Annotated in this window: 25 protein-coding genes; 16 read left to right on the top strand and 9 right to left on the bottom strand. The window is 59.0% G+C overall.

What is annotated here, in order from left to right; genetic code table 11:
- Window positions 1–207: 207 nt before the first annotated feature.
- Window positions 208–738, top strand: coding sequence for a GIY-YIG nuclease family protein (locus tag WCA10_RS22375; protein WP_472824753.1), 531 nt, complete (start codon window positions 208–210; stop codon window positions 736–738).
- Between the two features lie 571 nt (window positions 739–1,309).
- On the opposite strand, the gene WCA10_RS22370 is transcribed toward WCA10_RS22375, so the two are convergent.
- Window positions 1,310–2,062: a hypothetical protein gene (locus WCA10_RS22370; protein ID WP_472824752.1), complete on the bottom strand. Its 753-nt coding sequence runs from the start codon at window positions 2,060–2,062 to the stop codon at window positions 1,310–1,312.
- Between the two features lie 33 nt (window positions 2,063–2,095).
- On the opposite strand from WCA10_RS22370, the gene WCA10_RS22365 reads away from it, so the two are divergent.
- On the top strand, window positions 2,096–2,389 hold the full coding sequence (locus WCA10_RS22365) for a hypothetical protein (RefSeq protein ID WP_472824751.1): 294 nt from the start codon (window positions 2,096–2,098) through the stop codon (window positions 2,387–2,389).
- Between the two features lie 74 nt (window positions 2,390–2,463).
- Here the strand turns inward: WCA10_RS22365 and WCA10_RS22360 are convergent, their stop codons facing one another.
- Window positions 2,464–3,333, bottom strand: a complete 870-nt coding sequence (locus WCA10_RS22360) for an acyl-CoA desaturase (RefSeq protein ID WP_472824750.1) — start codon at window positions 3,331–3,333, stop codon at window positions 2,464–2,466.
- A 511-nt stretch (window positions 3,334–3,844) separates the two neighbouring features.
- The gene (locus tag WCA10_RS22355; RefSeq protein ID WP_472824749.1) at window positions 3,845–5,263 is read right to left on the bottom strand and encodes a hypothetical protein; all 1,419 of its coding nucleotides are present in this window, start codon (window positions 5,261–5,263) and stop codon (window positions 3,845–3,847) included.
- A gap of 83 nt (window positions 5,264–5,346) precedes the next feature.
- Between WCA10_RS22355 and bcp the strand changes: the two genes are divergently transcribed.
- Genes bcp through WCA10_RS22340 form a run of 3 tightly spaced genes read left to right on the top strand, consistent with a single transcriptional unit; the run spans window position 5,347 to window position 7,062 of the window.
- Window positions 5,347–5,820, top strand: a complete 474-nt coding sequence (gene bcp / locus WCA10_RS22350; protein ID WP_472824748.1) for a thioredoxin-dependent thiol peroxidase — start codon at window positions 5,347–5,349, stop codon at window positions 5,818–5,820.
- Window positions 5,817–6,509, top strand: coding sequence for a DNA-3-methyladenine glycosylase (locus WCA10_RS22345; protein WP_472824747.1), 693 nt, complete (start codon window positions 5,817–5,819; stop codon window positions 6,507–6,509). Before bcp ends, WCA10_RS22345 begins: the two co-directional genes overlap by 4 nt.
- Window positions 6,510–6,540: 31 nt before the next feature.
- Window positions 6,541–7,062 (top strand): c-type cytochrome, encoded by a 522-nt coding sequence (locus tag WCA10_RS22340; RefSeq protein WP_472824746.1) that lies wholly within the window; start codon window positions 6,541–6,543, stop codon window positions 7,060–7,062.
- 732 nt (window positions 7,063–7,794) lie between these two features.
- Here WCA10_RS22340 and WCA10_RS22335 read toward each other — a convergent pair.
- Window positions 7,795–8,760, bottom strand: coding sequence for an AraC family transcriptional regulator (locus WCA10_RS22335; protein ID WP_472824745.1), 966 nt, complete (start codon window positions 8,758–8,760; stop codon window positions 7,795–7,797).
- Window positions 8,761–9,089: 329 nt separating this feature from the next.
- Here WCA10_RS22335 and WCA10_RS22330 point away from each other — a divergent pair, with 329 nt between their 5' ends.
- From WCA10_RS22330 to WCA10_RS22300, 7 genes are all read left to right on the top strand, one after another.
- The gene (locus WCA10_RS22330; RefSeq protein ID WP_472824744.1) at window positions 9,090–9,824 is read left to right on the top strand and encodes an SDR family NAD(P)-dependent oxidoreductase; all 735 of its coding nucleotides are present in this window, start codon (window positions 9,090–9,092) and stop codon (window positions 9,822–9,824) included.
- A gap of 64 nt (window positions 9,825–9,888) precedes the next feature.
- Window positions 9,889–10,656: an SDR family NAD(P)-dependent oxidoreductase gene (locus WCA10_RS22325; protein ID WP_472824800.1), complete on the top strand. Its 768-nt coding sequence runs from the start codon at window positions 9,889–9,891 to the stop codon at window positions 10,654–10,656.
- Between the two features lie 54 nt (window positions 10,657–10,710).
- A complete protein-coding gene (locus WCA10_RS22320) occupies window positions 10,711–10,992 on the top strand; it encodes an NADPH-dependent F420 reductase (protein ID WP_472824743.1) in 282 nt (93 codons plus the stop codon).
- Window positions 10,973–11,302 carry an NAD(P)-binding domain-containing protein gene (locus WCA10_RS22315; protein WP_472824742.1) on the top strand — a complete coding sequence of 110 codons (330 nt, stop codon included), beginning with the start codon at window positions 10,973–10,975 and terminating at the stop codon, window positions 11,300–11,302. Before WCA10_RS22320 ends, WCA10_RS22315 begins: the two co-directional genes overlap by 20 nt.
- Window positions 11,303–11,522: 220 nt before the next feature.
- Window positions 11,523–11,966, top strand: coding sequence for a nuclear transport factor 2 family protein (locus tag WCA10_RS22310; protein WP_472824741.1), 444 nt, complete (start codon window positions 11,523–11,525; stop codon window positions 11,964–11,966).
- Window positions 11,967–12,109: 143 nt separating this feature from the next.
- Window positions 12,110–12,439: a PadR family transcriptional regulator gene (locus WCA10_RS22305; RefSeq protein ID WP_472824740.1), complete on the top strand. Its 330-nt coding sequence runs from the start codon at window positions 12,110–12,112 to the stop codon at window positions 12,437–12,439.
- A gap of 25 nt (window positions 12,440–12,464) precedes the next feature.
- Window positions 12,465–15,194 carry an ADOP family duplicated permease gene (locus WCA10_RS22300; RefSeq protein WP_472824739.1) on the top strand — a complete coding sequence of 910 codons (2,730 nt, stop codon included), beginning with the start codon at window positions 12,465–12,467 and terminating at the stop codon, window positions 15,192–15,194.
- Window positions 15,195–15,247: 53 nt separating this feature from the next.
- Here the strand turns inward: WCA10_RS22300 and moaC are convergent, their stop codons facing one another.
- The 4 genes from moaC to WCA10_RS22280 form a co-directional block, all read right to left on the bottom strand.
- Window positions 15,248–15,730, bottom strand: a complete 483-nt coding sequence (gene moaC, locus WCA10_RS22295; protein ID WP_472824738.1) for a cyclic pyranopterin monophosphate synthase MoaC — start codon at window positions 15,728–15,730, stop codon at window positions 15,248–15,250.
- Between the two features lie 9 nt (window positions 15,731–15,739).
- The gene (locus WCA10_RS22290) at window positions 15,740–16,993 is read right to left on the bottom strand and encodes a molybdopterin molybdotransferase MoeA (protein ID WP_472824737.1); all 1,254 of its coding nucleotides are present in this window, start codon (window positions 16,991–16,993) and stop codon (window positions 15,740–15,742) included.
- A 130-nt stretch (window positions 16,994–17,123) separates the two neighbouring features.
- On the bottom strand, window positions 17,124–19,076 hold the full coding sequence (locus tag WCA10_RS22285) for a CocE/NonD family hydrolase (RefSeq protein ID WP_472824736.1): 1,953 nt from the start codon (window positions 19,074–19,076) through the stop codon (window positions 17,124–17,126).
- Window positions 19,077–19,222: 146 nt separating this feature from the next.
- Window positions 19,223–20,419 (bottom strand): carboxypeptidase regulatory-like domain-containing protein, encoded by a 1,197-nt coding sequence (locus tag WCA10_RS22280; RefSeq protein WP_472824735.1) that lies wholly within the window; start codon window positions 20,417–20,419, stop codon window positions 19,223–19,225.
- Window positions 20,420–20,777: 358 nt separating this feature from the next.
- Between WCA10_RS22280 and WCA10_RS22275 the strand changes: the two genes are divergently transcribed.
- From WCA10_RS22275 to WCA10_RS22265, 3 genes are all read left to right on the top strand, one after another.
- Window positions 20,778–21,302, top strand: coding sequence for a GNAT family N-acetyltransferase (locus WCA10_RS22275; RefSeq protein ID WP_472824734.1), 525 nt, complete (start codon window positions 20,778–20,780; stop codon window positions 21,300–21,302).
- On the top strand, window positions 21,299–22,654 hold the full coding sequence (gene trmFO / locus WCA10_RS22270) for a methylenetetrahydrofolate--tRNA-(uracil(54)-C(5))-methyltransferase (FADH(2)-oxidizing) TrmFO (protein WP_472824733.1): 1,356 nt from the start codon (window positions 21,299–21,301) through the stop codon (window positions 22,652–22,654). The genes WCA10_RS22275 and trmFO overlap by 4 nt, the downstream gene beginning before the upstream one ends.
- A 1,005-nt stretch (window positions 22,655–23,659) precedes the next feature.
- Window positions 23,660–24,718, top strand: a complete 1,059-nt coding sequence (locus WCA10_RS22265; protein ID WP_472824732.1) for a DUF7544 domain-containing protein — start codon at window positions 23,660–23,662, stop codon at window positions 24,716–24,718.
- Between the two features lie 63 nt (window positions 24,719–24,781).
- On the opposite strand, the gene WCA10_RS22260 is transcribed toward WCA10_RS22265, so the two are convergent.
- On the bottom strand, window positions 24,782–24,934 hold the full coding sequence (locus WCA10_RS22260; RefSeq protein WP_472824731.1) for a hypothetical protein: 153 nt from the start codon (window positions 24,932–24,934) through the stop codon (window positions 24,782–24,784).
- Window positions 24,935–25,239: 305 nt separating this feature from the next.
- Between WCA10_RS22260 and WCA10_RS22255 the strand changes: the two genes are divergently transcribed.
- On the top strand, window positions 25,240–26,406 hold the full coding sequence (locus tag WCA10_RS22255) for a DUF6599 family protein (RefSeq protein WP_472824730.1): 1,167 nt from the start codon (window positions 25,240–25,242) through the stop codon (window positions 26,404–26,406).
- The last annotated feature ends 373 nt before the right edge of the window (window positions 26,407–26,779 follow it).

Raw genomic sequence — 26,779 nt, 5'->3', positions numbered from 1 at the left:
ATTCCCTCAGAGACGTCGCGGGCTTCAGTTGTTGGATACGCTCCCGCATCTCCGCTCAATCGCTCCCAACTTCTTACGAACCCTGCCATTCCCCACGAACCCTGTCATCCCCCATGAACCTTGTCATGCTGAGCGAAGGTCGCCGCAGTGACCGCAGCCGAAGCAAGAAACAGATAGGATGTAAAAGGCGGACGACCGAGGATTCCCATGATGAAGCGAACGAAGGGGTCAAAGCCAGTAGCTGTGGCTGAAGATGATTTGGAAGAGAAAGACCTAGCCGAAGTTGACGATGACGATCCAGAGGAGAGTCCGGGGCCAGCTCAAAACAAAATCGTAAGCAAGTTCATACGCATGTTGCCGCGAGCGATTTTTGATATGCCCGAGATTAAGGGCGAAAAGGGATCGATCGCCAGCTACATTGACGAACTTAAGCAGCCCGGTGTTTATATTCTTTACCGCGACGATGTGCCCTTTTATGTGGGCAAGACGGAAGGAAAGCTCTTCGACCGTATATGGACGCACGCGAACGGCGTTTCCTCGACTCGGAGCTATTTTTGGAACTATTTTTCAGCGTTCATCGTTAAGGATCGACGCAACATTGCCGAAGTGGAAGCAATTCTGATCTCCGCAATGCCCTCGGTAATCACGAATGCTGCAAGGCCAAAGCTGCAGAAAGTGCGCAAGGGAATATCAACCATCAAGCTCATGCGCGAAATGAGAAAAACCTATCACTATTAGGCTGTTGTTACCGCTTTGGACGCCGGAAGCACATTCAGCCGCCGGGTGCGGGAGGTCTCGCTTCTGAGACCTGGGAAAGCGATCCCGTTCCCTAGCCGCAAGGCGCGCTCATTGTGCCGTCAAGCCCCACGCGTACGCACCCGCCCCTAAACCCCTCAATCCAAACGCAAAATAGATTTTCAGTTTTTGCAGGTTATATCGTGCATTGGCCTAGGATGTATCTATCCATGCAGATTCAAGGCATATCTCCCGCGCCCGGCCTCGGAGAGCCCGGATCTCTTCCAACGTGGAAAAGGGGTCAAAACGTGCCAAAAAGACGAATCCGCAAAAGCCGCTTGAAAAGGACAGGTGTTCCGGGCCTCTAACTCCTTTATTGAGACGACTCTGCGGCTAACCCTAATCCTAAGAAGACTTTGGAGCGATGGCTTCCTGGTAACTCCATTGGAATCACGACTTTCCTTCCAGAGTAGGGGTGGGGGGACACCCCCTCCCCGCAGAAGCAGAGAGCTGACGGCTGGGAGCCGGGCAGTTCCCTTGTCCCTCGGTCCCTTTGTCCCTTGTCCCTGACTCTTCACCCCTTGCGGCGGTAGAGGATCTGGAACTCGTAGCCCGCGTTCGGCGGAAACAGGCTGGCGATATGGCGCAGCCGCTCCGCCAGGGCCGGGGCGGCCAGCAGTGGATATTCGCGCTCCCGCAGATCGTGATAATCGAAATCGACCGCAAGCGAGAGCATGTAGATGGCTAGCGAATCAGAGAAGGCCGATTGATAAAACGTCGTCCGCGACCGCTCGTCGATCATCTTCTGCTGCCCGTTGTGCGAGTCCTGCGCGCGGCGCCGAGACTCCCACGCGTCCTGGCTTGTCTCCCCGCGCACCTGCGCCTCGGCCTGCGACCAGATCAGCTGCGCAAAGCTCTCCGGCACCCCCGCCACATCGGCGAAGTTGTGCGCCACGTTGATGAAAAACTCGAACGCCAGTCCGAAGCGGTCCTCAACCAGCCGCGTCGACAGAAATACAGCCTCGGTGGTGCCGAAGCTCGCATTGCGATGGCACACCGCGCGATCGCCCAGATCGACGGAATACGAGGGCGCGATCAGCACTTCGCCCGTATCGGCAATCGCCAGCGGAACAAAGTAATACGCGCGGCTCTTGAGCGCCGGCGCCAGCAGTGGAGGAACGGCGGCGACCAGTCGCTCGAGATCGGTCTCGCTCACGCGCGTCTCGCCCCATCCGGCAAAGCTGATGCCGTTGGAAGCGCGGCTCACATGCACCTGTGCAGCCACCTTGTCGGCTGGCCAAAGCTCGATTTGCGCCCCGCTCGGCATAAGACTGTATTCTAGACGACAGAGGTCGCGTCGATGCAATCCGCGCATACCCAGCGCCACCCCGGCGGCAGAGTTTTCGGATTTCCCCTCGAAGGCTTCAGTCTTTTTCAGAGCCTGCTGCTCGCGTTTGCTTCGGCATTCTTCACGTTTTTCGCAACGACATGTCTGGCGATCTTCACCCTGCTTGCGTGGAACATCTTCGGCCATCACACCGTGAATTATGCCGACACCTACCTTTACGTCGGCTTTCCCGCAGGCGTGATCGTTCTCGTCGTTGCGCTGCCGCTCTTCATCATGCTCTGGATTCGCGCCAGGCTGCGCAAGTAAGCGATCCGATCCCAAATACAACAGCCATTCCCGAAGGAATGGCCGTTTGTGCTTGCGCGAAATGCGTTCTGTGTCTAAAGCCCTGCAGGCTTGGGATCGGCGGGATCGTACTTGGCTACGTGAATCTTCTTGGCCAGGCCGATCTTCGAGAGCAGCCAGATTCCCCAGAAGTTGGGATCAAGCTCGTACCACTTCAGGCCGTGCCGCGCTGAGACAGGATGCGCATGATGGTTGTTGTGCCAGCCTTCGCCGCCCGTAAGCAACGCAACCCACCAGCTGTTGCGCGAGTCGTCATGGGTCTCGAAGCGCCGGCTTCCCCAAAGATGCGTGGCCGAGTTGACCAGCCAGGTTGCATGCAGGCCAAGCGTGACGCGCAGCAGCACGCCCCACAGCACCATCGCAACGCCATTGATCCATCCGCCCCAGATCCAGCCTCCAGCTAGCAGCAGCAAGCCGCTCACGGTGATAGGCAGCCAGTGATACTTGCTGAGCCAGACATGGAACTTGTCGCGACTGAGGTCGGGCGAATACCGCTTCAGGATCTCGACCTGCCCATGCAGCGCCTCGCCAAACAGGATCCAGCCGGTATGCGCCCACCATCCACCTTCTTTAGGTGTGTGCGGATCGCCTTCCTGATCGCTGAGCTGGTGATGGACACGATGCGTCGACACCCAGAAGATGGGGCCACCCTCAAGCGACATGGTGGCAAAGACGCTCATGATGTACTCGACCCACTTGGGGGTCTGATAGCCACGGTGTGTCAGCAACCGGTGATAGCACATGCCGATTCCGACGTTGATCGCGAGCACATAGAGAATCGCCATCACAGCCAAACGCTGCCAGCTGAAAAAGAAAAAAGCAACGAGCGCGCCCGCATGGAAAATCCCGATGATTGCCAATGTTGACCAGTTAATCCCGTAGCCAATGGTTGCGGCCTTACCCATACGGATAAGAAACTTTGCAGGAACTCTGCTATGAGGCGATGAATAGTCGTGCTCTGCAGCAACCCTTTTGGTTGCAGTATCTGGTGCATTTGCGGGAGGGGGAGCGGACACGAGTGATGCCATTCGGTAACTGATTCCTTTAGACAGGGGTCTGATGAAGCCGGTCTCTACAGAGATTGTATAGGAGGTTGAACTCTTCTCTATGTAAGATGCGCAACATTGTCACGAAAGTTACGGGGGACATTCCAATGGGATGAATATTCCTGGCGCGAAACGATCGATGCCATTGCGATAATCGCCTTTTCGGCTCTGCTATGATCCCGCGATGCTTGCGCGGTTGAATTGCACCGGAGCTGGAGCATGGTCGAGCGAAATCCGCCGGATTGAGGCATTTTCGGTTGGTGTTTTCTCAATCGCCGCCGCGCTGTTGGTGCTGGCGCTTTACTTCCTGATGTCGTCGGATACTTCTCTTCGAACGCACCGGGCCGAGAGGGTTTGAGTCTCGGGTGATTTATTCGCCGGGCGCAATACCGTATTCGCCTCCGCCGGTAACAAAGATTTTTTCGGCCGTTCCGCGGAGCACACGGTAAAGCGCGAACTGCCGCTGCGTGGCGCCGCGCAACTCAAACAGCAATTCGCCCCGATTATCGGCAAGGGCGTCCACGGCGTCGATGAGATGCATGCGGGGGGTCTCATCGAGATGCTCGCCGTCTGTGATGTTCTTGAGAAGCACGAGTGCATTGCCGTAAAGGTCGGGCTGGGCAATCAAGGTGACGAATTTCTGCTGCTTCGCGGGTCCCTCGGTATGTGCCGAAAGAACCATCGTGGCACCGGCGCCGTACGCAAGTTCGAAGACGCGAAACTTCTCGTCAACCAACGGAGGCGGCTCGAGCGGCGGAGCGGGCTTGGAGTGCGATTTCGCCGCGGTGCGTTTCGGTTTCGGAGGTGGAGGAGGAGTGAGGCCGAGGGCCTTCCGCGCGATGTCTTCCATGTCCTCTTTCATCTTGACTTCGTCGTCCGGGTTGGCCCACTTGTAATTCCATTGATGCTCGGGATGGTTTCTGGCGTCGGAGACGGCGACAGCCTGGTGCATGTTTGCAGGAAGCCCCATCAGACTTGGCAGGACGTCAGGACCCTGGCTGGAGGGCTTGCCGCGCATGAGACGGGGGCGATCGGGATCGGCGGATCCGGTGCGTTCCCCATCGCTCGTATCGGCCGATTCCTCGCTGCTCTTGTGCAGAACTGGGTGGTCGGAACTGCTGCTCGATGTGCGGCCGGATGAATCGTCGGAAGTCTTCTTATGCAGAGCTGGACGATCGGGATCGGCGGCAGGCCCCGAGCTGGACGTGGAACTGCCGGAATCGTTGGTGCTGGACGGCTTATGGAGAGTGGGTCGGTCGGGATCGGGTGACGGCCCGGATGCTCTGGAGTCAGAGCTGCTGGAACCTTCCTGATGCTTGCGGTGCAGCACCGGCTTGTCGTCGTTGGGATCGAAGCCGTCGTCCACAATGGGTTTCGGAGTAGCTGGTTTTGCGGAAGGCAAGGGCTTCCACAAGCCGTAGCCAACCCAGGAGCCTTGCTCCTGGCCGGCTGTCCTGATGTCGTAGAGGCCGAACGGAGCACCGTTCTTCTCGAGTTCGTATTCGACTTCGCCGGTGAGCGCGAGCGGCTGGGGCCGGGCTAGGTAGACTCCACCATCCTGGAGGGCTTGCCCATCGTACACAGTGATGGGAACGATACGGCTGGTCTTGGGTTTGCCTTCGTCGCCCGTCCACTCGAGAACAGCAATGGCTCGTAATTCAGGAGTATCTTTGTCCCTCTTGATGATTTGTCCGGGATACTGGGCGAAGGCCGACGCGGCCGTGAGTCCCAAGGCAACAGCGAGGGATGTTGGTCTGGTAAAACGTGAAATGGGCGTGCGCGATGACACCGAGGGTCCTCCTCGGGAATAATGCTTTCGAAATAGCCGTGCCGAAACTTTATCCACCATACTGACAATACGAGGAATCTCCTATGGAAGTGAACCAGAAGGTCGCCGATTTCGCGCTGCAGACGGACGAAGACAAGACTGTAAGCCTTTCAGACTACGCCGGCAAGCCGGTTGTGTTGTTCTTCTATCCCCGCGCCGATACGCCCGGTTGCACCATTGAGGCGTGCGGCTTTCGGGATACCTTCAAGAAGATCCAGGCAGCTGGCGCGGTAGTGCTCGGCATTTCGCGGGACACGCCCAAGGCACAGGCGAAGTTCAAGGCCAAGTACGACCTTCCGTACGCGCTCCTTGCTGATGTAGACGAGAAAGTCTGCAATCAGTTTGGTGTGTTGAAGGAAAAGAACATGTATGGGAAGAAAGTGTGGGGGATCGAGCGGACGACGTTTCTGATCGGACCGGATCAGAAACTTATCCATATCTTCCCAAAGGTGACGCCGGAAGGGCACGCGGAAGAGGTGCTGGCTCTCGTGAAGGAATGGAAGAAATCGCACAAATGAGGGTCAAAACGGCTACGAAAGCGCTGCCGGGGCGGCTGATTTCGCGTGAATTCTTTGAGAATTCGCCGGAATCTGTCGCACCGGGGCTGTTGGGGAAGCTGCTGGTGGTACGGGGGCCGGGGGGTGGGGTGCTGGCGGGGCGGATCGTGGAGGTGGAGGCGTACCTCGGGCCGCACAATGAGCCACCTGATCCGGCTGCGCATTCCCATCGCGGGCCGACGCCACGGAACCAGGTGCTGTTCGGTCCGGCGGGGCATGCGTATGTGTATTCGATCTATGGACAGTATTTCTGCATGAATATCAGCTGCGAGCGCGAGGGGCAGGCAGGGTGCTTGTTGCTGCGGGCGCTGGAGCCGGTGATGGGGCTCGCGGAGATGGCGCGCAACCGCGGGCTGGATGAGGATGCTCCGATGTGGATGATTGCGTCGGGGCCGAGTCGGCTTTGCCTCGCACTAGGGCTGACTCGACCGCTGCACAATGGGCTTGATGTAACGAGCACTGGGTCACCGCTTCAGGTACGAGACGACGGCAGTCCAGACGTGGAGGTGGTGATTACGCCGCGGATCGGCATCAAGCATGCGGTGGACTGGCCGCTGCGGTTTGCCTTGCGCGGACACGGTTGCGTTTCCGGGCCGAAGCGGCTGGCAGGAACGTCAACCAAACGCAACGGTGGTCCGTCAGTAGAATAGAGGTCATCCCACACCACGAGGAACTTTGCACTTGAAGCTCTCTTCCCCGTCTTTCTCCGCCCCTTTGACGGCGCTGGTCTCCGCACTGTTTGCCGTTGCCGCTCTCGCCCAAACCCCCACAGCGCAGCAGCCGCCTGCCGAGGAACATCATCATCACGAGGAACCGGCGCCAACCAACCTGAAGGTCCTTCCGAAGACCATGACGGGAGAGCAGGTCCACGATCTGATGCACAAGTGGGAAGCCGCACTTGGTGCTGAGTGCAGCACGTGCCATGCCGCCGATCCCAACAACATCGGTCCGAACGGAAAGGCGCGGCTGAATTTTGCCGACGACTCGAAGCCGGAGAAGAACACCGCACGACTGATGTACCGGATGGTCGAAGACATCAATAAGAACTACGTGAGTATGGTCGAGAACTCGGGTGTGCCGGTGAGCTGCGGGACGTGCCATCGCGGGCATCTCGATCCGCCAATCTTCGCACCGCCCAAGGAGGATCATGACCACGATCATGGTGGGCCGCCCCCGCCGAGTGCGAAGCCTTCTTCGCGGTGAACGGTGATCACTCAGCTTTCAGCTCTCAAGCTGTCAGCTTTCTGGTGGAGTTGTGCCGGGGGGGTATATATACACTCTGTAGAGAAAGTATGTACTTTCATTGGTTTACAGCCGCCCCTGCCGGCAGAGTCCTCTGCGGATTGAAGTTGCCCGTAGAGTTCTCTCAGCATTGGAGTTAGAGAACGAGTGAACAGTTGAACGAGTGAACCTACGGATCGGTGACCAGGGCCACTGCGGCGCTGGCGACCTCCGTTCCCAGGGTTTCCACCTGGGAGTCATTCGGATCGCCCTCCCAGGGCAGTTTCCTTTCACAGTTTCACGGCCTGGATTTTCGAGATACGGGGGTTAGCGAAGCCCAACCCCCTGTGGGAGAGGTAGTTAGCTTTTTCCGGCTGGTCATTTTGGCTCTTTTTGGCACGTTTTGGCATCGTTTAAGGGCCTTATTGAAAGCGATCTGTGAAACTGGGCTACCGGTGGTGAATCGCGCGGAAGCAGAACTGTCCCTGATCCGACGCAAGTTCATTGTGCGCCAGCGGGCCATAATTACCTGCAAAACGGGGAGGCGGTTTTTGATGTTTGGATTGTGTGGTTTGGGCGGAGTTGGCATGGCTCGGGTCTTGACATGGCGTGAAGTGAAGCCCTTGCGTGAGACAGATTGACCGCTGCCGATCGAAATCGCCAGCGAGAAGCGCGTTACCGGGACTGATCGTGGTCCGCCATTCCGGCATGACCCTAGCCTTCAAAACCACGTTTGAGGTATTGCCCGGGGTTGGCCCCGACAACGCGCTTGAACGCTTTACTGAACGCAGCGCCGGACTCGTAACCGACCGACCCAGCGACGTCGATGAGCTTTTTGTCGCGCTCTTCGAGTAACTGCATCGCCTTCTGCATCCGCCACTCGGTTACATATTCCAGTGGTGTTTGTCCGAGTAGCTCTTTAAAACGCGCTGCAAATGCGGAGCGAGACATGCCCGCCGCTTCGGCCAGGGATTCGACCGTCCAAGGTGAATTCACTCTGTCGTGAATGGCACTCAGGGCAGTGCCCATTTGAGGATCGAAAATCGCCCGAAGCCATCCTTTGTTACGTTCCGGCCCCGACGCGATATGCGCCCGGAGTACCTGGATAAACAGGACCTCGGCTAGCCGAGTCGCGACGACTTCAGATCCCGGCGACTGTTCTGCCATTTCCGAAGCAAGCGCCTGCACTGTGTTGTGAAGAGCAAGCGTGCGTGCCTCATCGGACTTCATCAGAATGAAGCTCGGCAATAGCTGAGTGATTGGCTTCAAGCTGGCGCGATCGAAACTCAAGGAACCACAGACGATTGTCGTCGGTGCGCCGCCGCCTCCACAAAGAACGACATTGCCGTTGGCTTTGGCCCCGATCTCGCGGAAGGTTGACCTTGGACGTGTTCGCGGGCTGTCGCGCAAAACAATCGAAGTCCCCTTAGCCAGCAAAAAGCAATCGCCACCGGTAAGGGGAATTGGGTCCGGAATCCCTTCTACACTCAGCCAGCAGTTGCCGCGCGAAAGCATGGCGAAGTGCGCCAAATCTGTTGGGGAAGTCTTCTTTCCCGAGGGCGTGAGTTTTTCTTCGGCCTGATTCTCCTGTTTTACGCCCCACGGCGCTGTGGCTTCGAGCCTGTGCAGACCAAAAGCGGTTACGTGCATCGTTCTGAAGATGTCTGTTATCGGGTCCAACTGAGCCTCCATCTACTCTCGAAAGCCATTGTGTTCCGTGAGAACTGTACGAAACTACACAGCTTCGCTTGTCCCACAAGCGCAGCATCAAGAAGTAGGAGAGGTCTCAACATTGACGGACATTCTCCTTCCTTCCAGCGTCACAACGCCTACAGTCCTTTTCCCCGAGCCGCGCGTCCCGGTTCCATCAAAAGGTGCAACACAGCTCGGCTAAGCCCTCTTTTTGGACGAATAGACAAAAGATCAGGACTCCCGAGCAGTTCTCGTCCACCGCCAAAGAACTCCAATCTACTGTGCCGAATTCTACAGATCTATAGAAGGGAGTAGTTATGGGAAAGCTTCAAGGTAAGGTTGCAGTCATCACGGGTGGGGCTACCGGCATCGGCCGCGCCGCAGCAAAGCGCTTCATTGAGGAGGGCGCCATCGTCTTCATCTTCGGCCGCCGGCAGGCGGAGCTCGACGCCGCTGTGGCCGACCTCGGGCCCAATGCCCGCGCAGTGAAGGGCTCGATCTCCGATCTGGCCGACCTCGACCGACTCTATGCGGCGGTGAAGGCCGAGCGCGGAACCCTCGACATCGTCTTCGCCAATGCCGGGGCGGGAAGCCCGCTTCCGCTCGGCAAGATCACCGCCGAGCACATTGACGAAACCTTCGACACCAACGTGAAGGGTACGATCTTCACGGTCCAGAAGGCGCTGCCGCTGATGGGCAAGGGCGGTTCGATCATTCTGACCGGCTCGAGCGCCGGCACCACGGGCGCCCCGGCAATGAGCGTCTACAGCGCGAGCAAGGCGGCAGTGCGCAACCTCGCGCGCACCTGGGCGGAGGACCTGAAGGGCACCGGCATCCGGGTAAACGTGCTGTCGCCCGGGGCGACGGCGACCGAACTCGCGAAGGCAGCGCTAGGCGTGGAGGGCCAGAAAGCCTACGCCTCGTTGACTCCGCTCCAGCGCATGGCCGATCCGGCGGAGATCGGGGCGGCGGCGGCCTTTCTCGCGTCGGACGACAGCAGCTTCATGACTGCCAGCGAGCTCGCCGTCGACGGCGGCCTTGCGCAAATCTGACGCACTACGCGCGGCCGTAAATTCAACAAAAAAAACACAACGAAAAACAAAAGGGAGAAAACATATGAGTAATAATCCTGGACAAAAATTGGCGGGCAAAATTGCGGTAATCACAGGCGGAAGCAGCGGGATTTGCTTGGCCACAGCCAAGCGCTTCGTGGATGAAGGTGCGCACGTCGTGATCACTGGGCGACGAGAGAAAGAACTGAAGGAGGCCGCAGCCTTCATCAAGAGAAACGTTACGACAGTCGCGGGCGACGTGTCGCGCCTGGAAGATCTGGACCGCCTCTATGCCGTTGTGAAAGAGAAACATGGTCACATCGACGTGCTCTTCGCGAACGCGGGCGCGGGGACAATCGCACCGCTCGCGGTGGCCACCGAGGCCCATTTTGATCAGACCTTCGATGTGAATGTGAAGGGGCTGTTCTTTACGGTGCAGAAGGCCCTTCCCCTCTTCAAAAACGGCGGCTCGATTATCCTGACCTCTTCAGTCTCGAACGTGTTGGGGCTCCCAGGGTTTAGCGCCTACGCCGCGAGTAAGGCGGCTGTGCGCAACTTAGCGCGCGGCTGGACTATGGAGCTGAAAGACCGCAAGATCCGCGTGAATTCGATGAGCCCCGGTGCAATCGATACCCCAGCGTTAGCGACGACGACGGGTCTCACCGCAGAGCAGGCCGAGCAAGCGGTCGCCCAGTTCACCTCGCAGATCCCAATGGGTCGCAGAGGCACGCCCGAGGAAATTGCGGCAGCAGTCACGTTCCTCGCCTCCGATGAAAGCTCTTTCATCACCGGTGTGGATCTCGCCGTCGATGGAGGCATGGCGCAGGTCTGACCCGGCGCTGTTGCTTCTCGAACTTTAGTTCTCACACGAGATCGGAGAAACATCATGAGCTATGCAATTGTAGGATTCGGCAAGATAGGCCAGGCACTCGCCCACGCCTTTGCCCGTAAGAACATCGAAGTCACCGTCGCGAGTCGCCGGCCCCCCGAGGCGTTGGCGCCGCAGGCTCGGGCGATTGGCCCCACGGTCGTCGCCAGGTCGCTGCGGGATGCAGTCGAGGCCGACACAATCATCTTGGCGGTTCCGTTCGGGGAACATCGCGAGATTGCGAAGGCCCTGCCGAGTTGGAAAGGCAAGACGGTCATCGATGCTTCCAATCCCACCTGAGGAGCTGGACGGTCTTCCGTCCTCCGCCTTCGTTGCGAAGTCGTTCACCGGCGCCAAGTTGGTGAAGGGTTTCAATCACCTGGGTGCAGCCATCCTGGCTACCGACCCGATCGTCGAGGGCGGCCACCGGGTCGTCTTTCTGTCGAGCGATGACGAGGACGCTATTGCTCCCGTGGCGGATTTGGCCAAGAAACTTGGGTTCGCACCCGTCAAGCTCGGAAAGCTCAACGAGGGTGGCGCGCTGGTGCACGCACGCGGCCGCACTTGGGGCCATCTCATCTTCCAGGATTTGTTCAAGAAGCAGCAGTAGTCGATCTACGACGGTGTGATTCGGCCCTGGTCCCCCACCGCCGTTTCCGACCCACGACAGATGAACCGTGCCCCATCCATCGAGCGTCTTTTTGCTCGATGGGTGGGAGACCACGAATGTCAACCGCCGGCAAATGCCCGTCTTGTTTCTTTCTAGAAGAACGATTCCAAAACGTCCGATGAGATCGGACACAATCCGAGTAAGGGAAATGGAGATTTCGATGAGTATCGAAAAGAATGTCCAGGTTGTGAAAGATTTCTTTGCAGTTCTCGGCCGCCGCGATCAGCAAGGTTTGCTGGCGTTGATTGCCGAAGATATTGAGTGGATCGTTCCTGGCGAGGACTGGCCTCTGGCCGGCACGCACCGCGGGCACGCGGGATTGGAAGATTTACTTCAGAAGGCTAACGAAACGGTGGAAACTTCGTACGCAGAGCCCCCCGAGTTCATAGCGCAGGGAGACCGGGTTCTGGTCATCGGCTTCGCTACAGGGAGAATCAAAGCCACGAATAGGACGTTCGAGGACCACTGGGTCTTCGACATTACCGTTCGAAATGGCAAGGTGACGAAGATCCGGGAGTATATCGACACGCAAGCCCTGGCGCGGGCCTCCGAGACTGCTAACGCAGGTACATCTACCGAAGGGAGCAATTTTGGGAAAGCTTGAGGGTAAAGTTGCAGTCATCACGGGTGGAGCGAGACGGCCCCGGCGCATGCAGGGCTCTGCACTTGTTGAGGGCAGTTCGTACTTGTCTCCCCTTGACAATCGACAAGAGGCAGGTGATTCTATTGTCGAACGTCGGGGGGAAGATGCCACCATCCACTGATTTGCTTCAGGGAACGCTGGACATGCTGATTTTGAAAACGCTCGCGCCGGGGCAGGAGCACGGGTGGGCGATTGCGCAGAGGATCCAGGAAATGTCGAACAACGTTTTGCAGATCGGGCAAGGGTCGCTGTATCCGGCTCTGCACCGGCTGGAATATCGCGGGTGGATTCGCGCGACGTGGGGCGCATCGGAGAACAATCGGCGGGCACGGTTCTATGCGCTGACAGCGGCCGGCCGGAAACAGCTGGATGCGGAACTGAAGAACTGGGATCGGCTGACGGGCGCGGTGAACCTCGTGCTGCAGGGCTCATAGCACGGGAAATCTGGCGGGAGAAACCATGCTGAGTGAATGGTGGTCGCGGATTCGCTTTTTTGTTACCGGCAAGAAGCGTGTAGACGTGGATGAGGAGCTTCGGTTTCACCTGGAGCGCGAGGTGGAAGCGAACCTGGCGGCGGGGATGCCGGCGGCTGAAGCGAGACGGTCGGCGATGATTGCGTTTGGAAGTAGAGAACGTGCGCGCGAAGAGTGCCGTGCGGAGAGGCCGTCGTATTTTCTGGAGTCGCTGGGACGCGATCTGCGGTTTGGTCTGCGGGGATTGTGGAGGAATCCTGGATTTACAGCGATGGCGGTGTTGACGCTGGGACTGGCGATCGGAACGAACGCAACCATCTTCAGCCTTTTCGACCAGGCGCTTCTACAATCGCTGCCCGTTCGCAGTCCGAACGAACTCATCGTGCTGAACTTTAAGGGGTCAGTTCACGGGCATCTGCACTCCGAGGGCGGAGACACGCTGGGCCACTTTCATGAATTCTCGTATCCGATGTACAAGGATCTGCGCGAGCGCAATACCGTGCTGAGCGGGTTGATCGCCGAGTCGTCGCTGACGCTGGGTGTGACGTGGAACAACCACGCGGAGTCTGTTTCGGCAGAGTTGGTGAGCGGAAATTATTTTGAGACGCTGGGCGTGCCGCCGGCGGTGGGGCGGGTGTTCGGATCTGGCGATGAAACGGCTCCGGGAGCGAATCCGGTTGCAGTGCTGAGCTTCAACTACTGGAAGTCTCACCTGGCGGAAGCGCCAGTCGTCGGCAAGACACTGCTTGTCAACGGAACACCATTCACGATTACCGGCGTCGCTGCACCTGGATTTCATAGCATGGTGTGGGGACACACGCCGGCTGTGTATGTTCCGCTCTCGATGGAGCAGGTGCTGACGCCGGAGTGGACGTCTCTGGCCGATCGCAAGGATTACTGGATAGACCTAGCGGGCCGACTGAAGCCAGGCGTCACACGCTCAGAGGCGGAGGCTTCGATCAATCCGCTTTTTCGTGCGCTGAGGGCCGAAGAGTTCAAGGACCTTACCGACCAATCTGCGAAAGCGCGACAGGACTTTGTTGGGGCTTCGTACCTGCATTTGGAGGCGGGTGCGAAAGGCTTCAGTCCGATGCGGGGCGACGTGCAGGCGCCACTGACGATCATTCTTGCGATGGTGATGCTGGTGATCGGCATGGCGGTGGTGAATGTGGCGAGCCTGCTGCTGGTGCGGGCAGCGGCGCGTACGCAGGAGATTTCGGTTCGCTATGCACTTGGTGCGACCAGTCGACAGGTTATGCGGCAACTGCTGGCGGAAGGAATGATGCTTGGTCTGGCAGGAGCGGCACTGGGGCTGGCGATTGCGCCAGAGGCGCTGCGGCTGCTGATCCATCGGTTGTCGGCCAATTCGCCGGACGCGTTGCCCTTTGCGGCAGTGCTGAACTGGCACGTCCTGGGCTGGACTTTCGTGGTCACAACGCTTTCAAGTTTGCTGTTCAGCCTTGCACCGGCTTTGCAGTTTCGGAATCCGAGACTGGCGGCGGTGATGCAGCAACGGTCGGGAACGAGCGGCGGCGGATCGCTGAAGTTTCGGCGCTCGTGCGTCGCGCTGCAGATTGGATTCAGTTTGCTGCTGATTGTGGCGGCGGGCATGTTTGTGAAGACGATCAGCAATCTTCGTCATGTGGAGACGGGGTTTGCAACGGATCATCTGCTGGCATTTCAACTGGATCCGACGCTGGCGGGATATCCGGGCAACCAGGTCGCACCGGTGGAACAGCGGGCGCTGGACGCAATCTCTGCGCTGCCGGGAGTGCGTGGAGCGGGAGCGACCAACGACGCGGATTTGATCGGGGACGATGTGCAGGGGGATATGGTTCCGGCGGGGTACGCGGGCAAACCTGACGAGGAATTCGATGTGGAGTTGCCGTGGGTGAGCAATGGATATCTGCAAACGCTGGGAGTGCCGCTGGTGGCGGGGCGGTATTTCAACACGAGCGACACGGCGACCTCGCAGCGGGTGGCGGTGGTGAACGAGAGCTTTGCAAAGCACTATTTTGGCGGAGCACAGCAGGCGCTGGGGCACATGGTGGCGAGACCAAAGAAGCCCGGCACCGATGCATCGATTGTGGGAGTGGTGCGCGATGTGAAGCATTCGAGCGTGCGCGATCCTGTGGTCGCTACGTGCTACACGCTCTTCTCGCAGGCGACGCGGCAGACAGGGCTTACCTTTTATGTGCGGACATGGCAGCCGCCCGACGCTGCGGCTGCGAGCATACGCGCGGCGATTGCTGAGATTGATCCCAAGCTGATTGTCAGCAATCTTCAGACCATGCAGGAAACGATCGATGTGAATCTCACGGCGGACCGGGCGATTGCGATGCTGGCCTCGGTGTTCGGCGTGCTGGCAACGCTGCTGGCGGGGATCGGATTATATGGAATTCTCGCGTATTCGACGGCGCAGCGGACACGGGAGATTGGAATTCGCATGGCGCTGGGCGCGCGGCGCACGACGGTGGTGGGACTGATCCTGCGTGAAGTGCTAATGCTGGCCGGGGGCGCTGTCGCGGTTACGATTCCACTGGCGATGCTGGCAACGCGAACCGTGCGCAGCGAGCTATTTGGCGTGTCGGTTGCTGATCCCGCGGTGTATGGAGCGGGGATCGTGATTATTTGCGTGGTGGCGGCGCTGGCGGGGTTTATTCCGGCGCGGCGCGCGGCAACGGTTGATCCAGCGCGGGCGCTGCGGACGGAGTGAAGTTCCTAGTTCGTAGTTCTTAGTTCGGCTCGGCGTTCGTGACGAGAAGCGCTTCATTTTTTGCGTTTGTAGTCGCCGGATTTGCCGCCGGATTTTTGTTCGAGCTGAATGTTGCGGATGACGATGGATTTGTCGAGGGCCTTGGTCATGTCGTAGACGGTGAGGGCGGCGATGGAGGCTGCGGTGAGGGCTTCCATTTCGACGCCTGTTGGGCCGGTGGTGGCGGCGGTGGCGCGGATTTGGACGCCTCCTGCGACGATCGTAGCCTCAATGTCTACGTGGGTGAGGGGCAGCGGATGGCACATGGGGATGAGCTCCGATGTGCGCTTGGCGGCCTGGATGCCGGCGAAACGCGCGACCTCGAGGGGATTGCCCTTGGGATTGGCGGGCAGCGCGGCGAGGACAGCGGCCGAGAGTTCGACGAATGCGGAGGCGGTGGCGGTACGTCGAGTGGCCTGCTTGGCGGTGACATCGACCATGCGGGCGTTGCCTGCGGCGTCGTAGTGGGACAGTTTCGGATTGGGCTGCTTCGGCATTCTGGATTCTTAATGTAGCAGGATGCGGACGGTTGAGCCGGCCGTAAGGAAGCCTGCGTCTTCAGGGATGACGAGGAGGCAGTTGGATCGCGCGAAGGCGGTGAGGTCGCCGGAGCCTTGCCAGGGGACGAGTGCGACCTGCGGGAGTTCGTTGACAGAGGACGAGAATTCGCATAAAGCGGGGAGGAAGCGGGTGAGGCCGGGCTTGGTTTTGCGGTCAGTGTCGCGGGAGAGGTGGGCGAGGACGAAGCGGGGATGGGATTCGCGACTGCCGGCGAGGGCGGCGATGATGGGCGCGGCGAAGAGGTGGAAGGTGGCGGCGGAGGAAATAGGGTTACCGGGAAGGCCGAAGACCTGTGCGGTCGGCGATCCTCCGCTTCGCGGGATTTGCCCGAAGACGAGGGGTTTGCCGGGCTGGATACGAACTCCGGTGAAGTGAAACTGTGCGCCGAGGCGGGCGAGGGCAGGTTCGACGAGATCGAATTTTCCCGCGGAGACTCCGCCGGAGATGAGGAGCATGTCGGCTTCGAGAGCTTGCGCGAGTGCGGCGTCGAGGGCTTCAGCAGTATCGGCGGCGGTGGGGAGGTTGACTGGTTCTGCGCCTCCATCCTGGACAAGGGCGGCGAGCATGGGCGCGTTGGAGTTGCGAATTTTGCCGGGCCCCGGAATGGCTTCGATGGGAACAAGTTCGTCGCCGGTGGTGAGTATGGCGACGCGGGGACGGACGTAGACGTCGAGGTGCGCGTATCCGCAGGAAGCGGCGAGGGCGATCTGAGCGGGGGAGAGTCGCGTGCCGGCGGGGAGTTGTTCGTCGCCGCGGCAGGCTTGCGCGCCTTTGGCGACTATGTTTTCGCCGGAGTTGATGGTGCGTGGAGGGACCAAGCTGATCGTGTTGGCGGATTTTTCGACGTGTTCGAGCATGACGACACAGTCGGCGCCAGCGGGGACGGGCGCGCCGGTCATGATTTCCCAGGCTGACGCGGGCGGAAGCGGACCGGCGGGTGCTTCGCCTGCGTGGGTGGCACCGGCAACGGGGAGAGTGATATACGCAGAGGCGTCGGCGGCGCGGCATGCGTAACCGTCGCGGGTGGAGCGGTCGAATGGTGGTTGATCGTCATCCGCCTTGATGGGTGCGGCGAGAATGCGGCCAGCGGCGTGGGCGAGAGCGATGCGCTCGGTGCGGGGGAGTTGCTGGCGGATTCTTTGGGCTTGGGCGGCTACGATTGCGGCGGCTTGTTCGTAGCTGGGGAGGTCGATGCCCATGGAGGGAATTGTAGTTTGTCGGTGCGGTGCACGGGATCGTGCTGTCCCACTCATGACGCGATGAAACTGCGTCATGAGTGGGGCACCCAGGTTCGTGGGCTGATTGAGAACCGGCGAGCAAACAAGACTTTCAATGCTTCACTACGCTGAGGGTGATGGTGGAGGGGTATTGGGTGGAGTGGTGGACCTGGTTATGGGCTACGACCGCTTTGACTTCGTCGTAGTTGTTGCCGCCGGTGTTTAGGTTGCGGTCGTAGCGGGGGAAGTTGCTGCTGCTGATCTCGATGCGAAGTTCCTCGCCCGACGCGAAGTAGTTGCTGGTCTGCATGGGTTGGAAGGCGATTTTGTAGACTTTGTCCTTTTCCATCCACACGGGCGGTTTGTCGTAACCTTCGCGGTAGCGGGCGCGCTGGATGTTTTCGTCGATGTTGTAAGCGGTGCCGTTGGGAAGGACATCAATGAGCTTGACGGTGAAGTCAGTGTCCTTGGCGTCGCTCGAGACGTAGAGCGTGACTTCGACGGGGCCGGTCACTTCCATACCTTCAGCGAGCGGGCCGGTGGAGTAGACGAGGACGTCGTCGCGTGCTTCGAGAGGACGCTGATCGACAGCGCCGGGCTTGAAGTCCGCGCCCATGCAGCAGAATCCGCCGCCGCGCGTGGGCACGGGATTCATCGGATCGTAGAGAAATTTGTCGGCAGCATCTTTGGGCTGAGGAGTTGTGACCAGTGCACCATCGCCGGCCAGTGAGTTGGCGTGGCCGGTTGAAGTTAGATAGAACGTGACGGGCTTGGATTCCTTCGGGGGCCAGGTGTCAGAGGACTGCCACTTGTTGAGGCCCATGGTGTAATAGCGTACCTTGGGCGTTTTTTCAAGAAGGCCGTTGTCTTCGCCTTTCAGGAAGTGATCGAACCAGCCGAAGGTGAGGGCGTCGTAGTCGAGACGTGCGTCGCCGAGATCGCGTTCGCCTACGATGGTGTGTTCGGCGGCGCGCTTGTAGCTGCAATGCGGAACGGGAGCGATGATGGCGTACTGTTCGTTGGCGACTTCGGGGCTGGCGGTGGAGCGGACGAAGTTGTAAGCGGCGAGATTAGGCGCGACGCTGACGTCGTACCAGGTCATCATCCAGAGGCCGGGGACGTTGATGTGCATGGAGTCATTCCACAATCCGCCCTTGTACCAGGTGGGATCGTTGGGTGTGCGCTCGATCATGCCGGGCTGGCCTGAGGGAGTTGTGTCGGCGTAGATGCCGTGAGGCGCGGCGATGGCGGCGAGGATATCTTTTTCGGGCAGGTGTGCGAGGGCCTTCGCCCAATCGACTTTCGGAGGATGCGCCCCGAGGTCCCACCATTTCGCGGCATCGATGAGAGCCTGCTGCGAAGTGCCTGGCGGGAAGTTGGGCTTGGCGTCGTTGGTTTGAAGGCCGGCGTCGTAGAGCCAGGTGGCGAAGAGCATTTGCACGGCTCCGCCGCGGAACCAGTTGCCCTGCTCGTAGTAGGGACCGACACGGCCAACGCCGGCGCCGAAGCTTTCGGGAATGATGGTGGTGAGCGCCTTTTTACCGCGTGAGGCGACGTTGAGCTGCCACTCCGCAGTGGAGGAGCAGCCAATGAGGCCGACTTTGCCGGTGGACCAGGGGAGCGCAGTCATCCAGTCGAATTCGTCGTCGGAGTCGGTGAGAGGAACGCCGAGGATGTCGTAGTCGCCTTCGGAAAAGTAGCGGCCGCGCTCGTTCATCTCAACGTAGGCGTATCCGTGCCCGACGGCGTCGAGCGCGGCGGACATGTCGCGCGGGGCGCCGAGCGCAATGTCCCAATAGTTAAAGTTGTAGGGGGTGCGGGAAAAGATAATCGGATATTTTTTGGATTCATCCTTGGGACGGTAGATGTCGGCCTGCATGCGCTTGCCATCGCGCATGGGCACCATGACTCTGCGCTCGATGATAGCGACGGATTCAAGCTGCTGCTCGATGGCATTGCGGTGAGCGATGGTTGCGGTGTCCTGGGGTCGCGGTTGAGCATGCGCCGGCAGAGAGAAGACAAGGCAAGCAAGCAAAACGGCGGCGAGTTTCAGGTTGCGTCCCATAGTGACCTCAAGGATGTTCTGGAAGAAGTGAAACCTGTGGAGCAAATATACTGCAGCCGCGCGAGCGGAAGGCATCGCACAGGGAAAGAAGAAGGGCGCGCCCGTGGAATCGGGAGCGCCCCTGGGTAGGCGTAGTTCTGAAATGCTTATTTTTTCTTGGTGGCCTTGTAGCTGGAGTTGATCTTTTGGCCCGCTTGGTCGAGGATGCCCTTGACGTCGGTGGAGTAGGGGCCGTTGGGATCGAGTTCCAGATACTTCTGGTAGGCTTCGCCGCAACCTTCAGGCAGAACGATGCGCTGGGTCTTGGGATCGACGGTGGCCTTGGCGACGAGGGCCTGACCCTTGAGATAGTAGGGCAGCGGGTCGTTGGGATTGGCGGCGATGGCTTTGTCGGCGGCTGCGGCCTGGGCGTCGCTGTTGCCCATCTGTGAGTAGATGACGGCTTCGTTCTTGTAGTAGAAGCCGGCCTTGGTGGGATCTATTTTGACGGCGGCATCATAGGCCGCCGCCGCGTCGGCTACTTTGGCGGTGCGGGCGTAGATTTCACCGAGACCGGATTCGGCCAGACCCTGAATTTCGGGGCGAGGCTTTTTAGAGGCGGCATCGAGTTCGAGGGCTTTCTTGAACGCGGTTTCGGCATCGTCGTACTTTTTAAGACCCAACTGACCCTGGCCCAGGTATGCCCAGAGGACTGATTCGGTGGGCCGGAGTCCTGTGTCCTTGGTCATGAGGGTTACGACGTCGGTGTACTTCTCGCTCTTGATCTGGTTCTCTTTGGTCTCGACGTCGGCCTTGGACGCGGAGGCACCGAGCTGCTGAGCGGCGGCGGCTTTAGCTCCGTCGGCATCGTGAATGTCTGCCATCGCGGTTTTGAGATCGGAGTTGAGAACCTTGATGACGGCGTTTGCCTTCATTGCCTCAGCATTGTGCGTCTTCATTTCAGCGAGTTGCTTGCGGGTTTCTTCGGGGAGCGTGTCGATGTACTCCTTGCGCGACATGTCATCGTCCGCGACTGTGTCCTCTCCGACAACGATTTTGATGTTGTCGATTTTGTCGGTTTCCTTATCCGGGGTCAGGCCGGGAGTGCGATAGATGAGCGTGTAGGTGCCCGGAGGTGCGGAGCCGCTGTATTCACCGTTGGCGTCAACGGGGAAGGAAGCCACTTCTTTGGTTTCCTTGTTGAGGGATACGGTGCCGTTCGCCTGAGATGCGCCAGTGGGATTGGTGACATGACCATGAATCTTCCCGGTTGGTGCAACATTGGCGGGCGCGGGAGTCTGGGCAAGTGCGGGCAAGGCGGCCAAAGCCAGCAATCCGATCCAGATCGAAATCGTGCGTTTCATGTTCTTCTCCTTGGGAGCTTGGGCGGTTAAACGAGCCCGCATGCTCGATCGAAAAATTTTCGTATCACTCCAACATCAACGAATCTTTACCTACTCCGGTTAGATGCGCTTGCGGTGACTCGCCGGACTGCGTCGGGAACCTCGACGTGATTCTAGAAGATCACCGGGCGCGTCAATAACCGGGAAATGCAGGGCGAGCAGTTGCTACAGCAAGCAAGTACTCTGCTTGGCACGACCAAAGGTAAATCCAACGGATGCTTCAGCACAAGGCCGGACGAGGCAACCATCCCGTATACCGACCCGAATGCATGCGTTAAGGCTGCACGCTGATGGTAGTTTGGGTCGGCGGAATGCTTTTGTGGCCTGCGTCACACCCTACAATACCGACATGGCAACCACGATTCGACCGGCGGTGGCGGAGGATGTGCCGCAGATTCTTGAGTTTATTCGCGCATTGGCCAAATATGAGCGCGAGCCGGATGCCGTGACCGCGACGGAGGCGGATCTGCTGCGCGATGGTTTCGGGCCGAACCCTTACTACTGGTGCCTGATCGCGGAGCACGACGGCAAGCCAGCAGGGTTTGCGCTGTGTTTTTTCAGCTATTCAACGTGGCTGGGACGGGCAGGTGTGTATCTGGAGGACCTGTTTGTGCTTCCGGAGTTGCGCGGTCTGGGAATTGGCAAAGCGCTGCTACAACGTGTGGCCGCGATTGCGGCGGAGAAGGACTGCCCGCGGCTGGGTTGGGAAGTGTTGGATTGGAATGCGCCGGCCATCGATTTTTATCGTGCGATGGGGGCGGAGTTCCTGGATGCGTGGCGAAATGTGCGCGTGACCGGCGAGGCGCTGAAGCGGCTGGGGGGCATTGAGGAAGCGGCGCAGTGAGAATTCGCGTGATTGGCGGCGGGCTGGCAGGACCGGAAGCGGCACTTACGGCAGCGCGGTTGGGTTGCCAGGTGGACCTCTACGAGATGCGAGCAATGGTTGAGGGAAAACCGCGGCTGACACCGGCGCACCAGACGATCGAATTTGGCGAACTGGTGTGCTCGAACTCGCTGAAGAGCGAATCGCCAAACACGGCGCCGTGGCTGCTGAAGAAGGAGATGCGACGTGGGGGCTCGGCTCTTTTGCGGATTGCGGATGAGACGGCGGTGCCGGCGGGACATGCGCTGGCGGTGGATCGCGTGGAATTTTCGCGGCGGATTGCGGAGGCGATTGCGAACGAACCGGCGATTCGCGTGATTCGCGAAGAGGTGACCAGTCTCGATTCGGCGGAGTATGCGCTTACGATTGTGGCGACGGGGCCGTTGACTTCGGACGCATTGAGCCAGGAGATTGCACGGATTACCGGGTCGGAGCACCTTGCTTTTTACGATTCGATTTCGCCTATTGTGGATGCGGAGTCGATTGATATGGAGCGGGTGTACTTCGCTGCGCGCTACGACAAGGGCACGGCGGACTATATCAATTGTCCGATGAACCGCGAGGAGTACGACAGGTTTTACGACGCTTTGATTGCGGCGGAGAAAGCAGAGAGCAAGGAGTGGGAGAAGCTTCAATATTTCGAGAGCTGTCTGCCAATCGAAGTGCTGGCGACGCGCGGGCGGGATACGCTGCGCTTCGGGCCGATGAAGCCGAAGGGGCTGAACGATCCGCGCACAGGCAGGATGCCGTGGGCGGTGGTGCAGCTGCGCAAAGAGAATGTGCGCGCGGACAGTTACAACCTGGTGGGTTTTCAGAATCATTTGAAATGGGGCGAGCAGGCGCGGGTGCTGCGGATGATTCCCGGGCTGGAGAATGCGAAGTTTTTGCGCTATGGGCAGATTCATCGCAACACGTATATCTGCGCTCCTGTTCTGCTGGATGAATTCCTGCGGTTGAAGAGCGCGCCGCGGATTCTCTTTGCAGGACAGATTTCAGGGGTGGAGGGATACACGGAATCGATCGCGACGGGGATGCTGGCGGGGATTTATGCGGCGTCTCTGGCGCGGGGCGAGGAACCAACGCCTGTGCCGCGGGGAACGGCGCTGGGATCGCTCGTGTACTACATCACGCACGCGGATGCGAAGGACTTTCAACCGGCAAATATTACGTTTGATCTGCTGGGGCCGCTGGAAGAAGAAGTGCGGAAGAAAGTGCGGGATAAAAAGGAGCGGCACCGGATGGTGTGCGAGCGGGCGCTGGGAAAGTTTGAGGCGTGGTGGGCTGAGCAGCAAGCTGGGACTTCTGTTCGGTAGAGGCGGCGAAGAGCAACTTCCGAATCGTCCACGATCCAGGCGTCACGCGATTAAACGGTGCATACGTAGTAGTGCCCTACCAAATGGCGCACCCTTCCTGCACAGTCTTCCCCAAATCCGTGCTCAAATCCCGATGGCTGTGTGTGCTGCGCCATGGGTAGTGCGATTTGATCAGTCCTATCATGGATTAGAAATGTGTTTGGGCCACCAGCGAGCCCGACGGACCAATCAAACACTTCAAAATCGCTTCCTTTGGGTTTCGAGGAAGAACCCGCTTGACCAGCTCCAAACCAAACCGTTAGCCCAAGGTGTGCACAGTCAGCGACCCAGTTGATGGGCGACCATAGCACTACAGGAATTATCAATGCGAGTAGAAAAGAAGCGGCTTTACGCGGGCGTTTCTTCGCGCCAAATATCCCGGCCGCTATCAGGAGAACGATACAAGCACCTGCAAAAGCAAGCCGCGAGATGGGTAACAACCAAAAACTCACCAGCCCAGGGAGTCCGCAGGCAACGGTGAATGCAAAGCCGATTCCTGAAGACGCGAAAGCGGGCCAGAATATCCATCGATCCATTTTCATTTCCCCGGATTTCTATCCTCAAGTAGTATCGCGCTCCCGTTCCGAAAGATTCAAGGAACTGCCATGTGACAGCGATGCTGCCTCCCAACTTGCTCAAGCGAAGTGCTGCGGCAGTTCACAGAGTTCTACAAATCCGAACGTTGTGCCTGAGTAACCGTCAACTCGGAAATTAATTCCCTTCAGGGGCTAAAGCCCGAATATCTTCTGCGGCCTTGCGGCGCGACTAAAGTCGTGCCCTGACGCTTCTTGCCTTTTCGATGGAGGCTCCTACATTGAAAAGGCCTGGCTCCCGGAACCTGAGTGGGGCGATTGGATGGTTCTAGGAAAACTGCGGATCAGGCAGGCGGCGCACAAATGGAACTCCCCCGATAGGTTTTGCGTATTTTCGGTGGTAGGCTGGGTTCCGCTCGGAAAGGTCACGTCTATGTACTCCATTTCTGCTGCAGATGCTATTTCTCCTGCTATTGAACGCACCAAGGCACTTCTGTTCAGGCCGTTCAAGTGGGGCACGTTTCTGAAGCTTGGACTGGTCGCCCTGATTACGGAGGGGCTGGGGAGTAATTTGCGGTCGTCTTCGCGCGGAGGGAATGGCCCTTCGTCGGGCGGCGGACCCATGATCCATTCCCTGAGCGATATCCCGCCACTATGGATTGTCGGGGGTGTTGCGGCATTGCTGTTGGTGTTCGTGATTGCGGCAGCGATCTACTACCTGATCACGCGGCTGCGATTCGCGTTCTTTCACTGCCTGGTGACGAACACGAAAAAGATTCGGCCGGGATGGGGGCTTTATAAGGAGCAGGCATCGCGCTTTTTCTGGCTGAATATCGCGGTGGGATTCTGCTTCCTGCTGCTGATGGGGCTGATTGCAATTCCATTTGTGGCGGGGTTCTGGCGCGTAATTCATGACATGCCGCAGGGGGGACATCCGGATTTCGGGATGCTGCTTGGCCTTATCCTTCCCCTGCTGCCCATTATCTTTCTGCTGGTATTGGCGGGAATCGCGCTGGACATCATTTTGCGCGATTGGATGCTGCCGCATTATGCGCTGGAAGATGCGTCGGCGGGCGAAGCATGGAGTTCAGTGTGGGCGCGGATCAAGGCGGAGAAGGGACAGTTTTTTGCATATGCGCTGCTGCGCCTGATTCTGCCGACGATTGCGGGGATCGCGATCTTTATGATTTTGCTCATTCCGGGGCTGGTGCTGGCGGGAGCGGTGGCGGGTTTGGAACTGGGTATTCACTCGGCTTTTGCGAACTCGACGGGCTCGGCTTCGGTTGCCGGGATTATGCTGCAGGTGTTCTTCGGGCTGGTGGCGTTTGGGTTTTTCCTGCTGGCGAGTATTTGCCTCGGCGGTCCGCTGAGCACGGGCACACGCGAGTATGCGCTGCTGTTCTACGGTGGGCGCTACCAGGTGCTGGGAGACTTGCTGTATCCGCCGGCGTTGGCGCAGGGATCGGCGCCTGCGGGCCTGCCCGCAGTGTGATCGTCGATCATTCAGAACAACGGACGATTGGAGAAGACTGTGCCGGATGAGCGCGGCGCGGAATCAGGCGCGGGTGCGGTGGTCCGCCCAGGCCTGTTGCAGCATGGATGCCGCTTTCGTGACGGGCATTGGCTTCTTCTTCTGTTGATTGCGATACGCGGCCCATGCGGCGACCAGCGCCGAGACCCCGAGAACATAGAAAGACAGACGAAACATCAGAAGATTTCCTCCGTGATGGTGATTCGATGCGCGGCTTGTGGATGGGAGATGTCGCGGTGCCGATTGCGGCTACCGGTGTGTGCCAGAAATAACCGTATCGGATAGACGGAAAGATTGGTGCTGCCCATCAAGCGGCGCACAACCGATGGCTGATCGTTTGAGCACCGATGCAAACGAACAATTGCGGAGTTCGCGGTGTCAAAAGAAGAGGTGGACGTGCCTCAAGATCGCTGGGGCGACGTTCTGAGCGCGAGCATGGACGCATCTGGCCGAGTGGTAGCCTGAGATTGGGAGTCAACGGGATGCGGTGGATGGCGATGGCGGCAGGCGCGGCAATTCTGGCAGGAGCCGGGCTGCGCATGGAGGCGCGGCAGGCAAGGCCGAAGAAGCCCGCGCCAATGATGGTGACGACTGGCGAGCCCACCGCAACGAAAGAGAAGCCCCTGCTGCCGGAGACATTTGCGGGCTGGGATGCCGCGGAGAAGCCGAAGCCCGTTTCCGATCCAGGACAACTGGACAATGCGAACGTGGCAGCTCTGAAAGAGTACGGCTGCACGGGCGGCGCAGTGGCTGACTACAAGCGTGGCAGCGAGACGCTGAGCGTGAAGGCGTTGACGTTCAATGACGTGAGCGGGGCATACGGCGCCTATTCGTTCTATCGGCAGAATGGCTGGCCAAAGGCGGACATCGGCACCGGAGGGACGTCGGATAACAACCGGGTACTGTTCTGGAAGGGCAATACGGTCGTGGATGCGACGTTCTCGCACGTGGGGCCGATGTCGGCTGCCGAGATGCGGGATCTGGCAAAGGGTCTGCCTTCGCCGCAGGGGAACCGGGCGCTGCCGCCACCGATTCTGACCGGCCTGCCGCAGGGTTCGCTGGAAAAGCAGACGACGCATTTTGCGCAGGGACCGGCTGGCTATGCAGGGGCCGGTGGTGTGCTGCCGGCGGAACTGGTGAGATTCGACCTCGATGCGGAAGCGGTGACCGCGAATTATTCGCTCACTTCCGGGCCGGCAACTCTGACCCTGATCGACTATCCGACACCGCAACTGGCCGAAGCGCAAGAGAAGAAGATTCGCGCGTATATCAAGGCAGGCAGCGGAGCGCAGCCGGCATTTCCGAAGCCTTTGGCGGATTCAGACCAGGCTTCGCTTGAAGTGCTGCACACCGGGCCGATTGTTGCGCTCGTGAGCGGCGATGCCGTTCCTGATGAGAGCCACAAGTTGCTGGCGCATGTGCATTATTCAGCCGAGCTGACGCAGATGCCGCAGGACCGGGAATCCGAGGTTGTGAAGACCAGCCAGTTCCTGATGGGCGTGGCGATGTTGGTGATTGTCGGGTGCAGCGCGGCGGTCCTGCTGGGGTTTTTCCTGGGCGGAGGTCGAGCGCTCTGGCGGGTTGCCAGGGGCAAGCCAGTTTCGTCGGTTTATGAGGTTGAATTTATCCGGTTGCATCTTGAAGACTGAAACTGAAGGGTGACAAGTGTCACCGGTGGTATCCGAAGCGTTCATGGGGACCTTTTGTCGGTGGAAAAACGGCCGTAAACCCTAGAAAACACCTAAAAAACGCGGCACTAAACATAGTTAAAAAGGCGAATGTCCGGCGAAGACAAAGAGGCCAACGCAGGAATTTGCCTCGCTGTAAGTTGTTGTAAATACATACAGTTAAATCAATTCCGATTTATTCTTGACACTCCGCCCCCCCGCACCTACTATGCAGCCAGAAAGTTCTGATGGTTTTGCCTCCGTTGGAACTATTCTCCCTGAGGAAGGAGCTGCCCTGTTGCCGGGCGGCTCTTTCCGTTTTTTGAGCGGTCTGAAAATGCCCTGTTGCCAACGC

It is taken from the genome of Occallatibacter sp. (assembly GCF_049582745.1).
GTDB lineage: Bacteria > Acidobacteriota > Terriglobia > Terriglobales > Acidobacteriaceae > Telmatobacter.
The sequence above is the reverse complement of the archived record's forward strand: the minus strand, read 5'-3'. Positions and strand labels throughout refer to the sequence as shown.

Coding starts and splice junctions, on each gene's coding strand:
- WCA10_RS22345 (WP_472824747.1), top strand. CDS start 5,817: ATGAGGGTCAAAACGGCTACGAAAGCGCTGCCGGGGCGGCTGATTTCG.
- WCA10_RS22310 (WP_472824741.1), top strand. CDS start 11,523: ATGAGTATCGAAAAGAATGTCCAGGTTGTGAAAGATTTCTTTGCAGTT.
- WCA10_RS22330 (WP_472824744.1), top strand. CDS start 9,090: ATGGGAAAGCTTCAAGGTAAGGTTGCAGTCATCACGGGTGGGGCTACC.
- moaC (WP_472824738.1), bottom strand. CDS start 15,730: ATGCCGAAGCAGCCCAATCCGAAACTGTCCCACTACGACGCCGCAGGC.
- WCA10_RS22290 (WP_472824737.1), bottom strand. CDS start 16,993: ATGGGCATCGACCTCCCCAGCTACGAACAAGCCGCCGCAATCGTAGCC.
- WCA10_RS22280 (WP_472824735.1), bottom strand. CDS start 20,419: ATGAAACGCACGATTTCGATCTGGATCGGATTGCTGGCTTTGGCCGCC.
- WCA10_RS22370 (WP_472824752.1), bottom strand. CDS start 2,062: ATGCCGAGCGGGGCGCAAATCGAGCTTTGGCCAGCCGACAAGGTGGCT.
- WCA10_RS22255 (WP_472824730.1), top strand. CDS start 25,240: ATGCGGTGGATGGCGATGGCGGCAGGCGCGGCAATTCTGGCAGGAGCC.
- WCA10_RS22305 (WP_472824740.1), top strand. CDS start 12,110: ATGCCACCATCCACTGATTTGCTTCAGGGAACGCTGGACATGCTGATT.
- WCA10_RS22265 (WP_472824732.1), top strand. CDS start 23,660: ATGTACTCCATTTCTGCTGCAGATGCTATTTCTCCTGCTATTGAACGC.
- WCA10_RS22375 (WP_472824753.1), top strand. CDS start 208: ATGATGAAGCGAACGAAGGGGTCAAAGCCAGTAGCTGTGGCTGAAGAT.
- WCA10_RS22285 (WP_472824736.1), bottom strand. CDS start 19,076: ATGGGACGCAACCTGAAACTCGCCGCCGTTTTGCTTGCTTGCCTTGTC.
- WCA10_RS22365 (WP_472824751.1), top strand. CDS start 2,096: ATGCAATCCGCGCATACCCAGCGCCACCCCGGCGGCAGAGTTTTCGGA.
- WCA10_RS22315 (WP_472824742.1), top strand. CDS start 10,973: ATGCTTCCAATCCCACCTGAGGAGCTGGACGGTCTTCCGTCCTCCGCC.
- WCA10_RS22260 (WP_472824731.1), bottom strand. CDS start 24,934: ATGTTTCGTCTGTCTTTCTATGTTCTCGGGGTCTCGGCGCTGGTCGCC.
- bcp (WP_472824748.1), top strand. CDS start 5,347: ATGGAAGTGAACCAGAAGGTCGCCGATTTCGCGCTGCAGACGGACGAA.
- WCA10_RS22360 (WP_472824750.1), bottom strand. CDS start 3,333: ATGGGTAAGGCCGCAACCATTGGCTACGGGATTAACTGGTCAACATTG.
- WCA10_RS22320 (WP_472824743.1), top strand. CDS start 10,711: ATGAGCTATGCAATTGTAGGATTCGGCAAGATAGGCCAGGCACTCGCC.
- WCA10_RS22300 (WP_472824739.1), top strand. CDS start 12,465: ATGCTGAGTGAATGGTGGTCGCGGATTCGCTTTTTTGTTACCGGCAAG.
- WCA10_RS22325 (WP_472824800.1), top strand. CDS start 9,889: ATGAGTAATAATCCTGGACAAAAATTGGCGGGCAAAATTGCGGTAATC.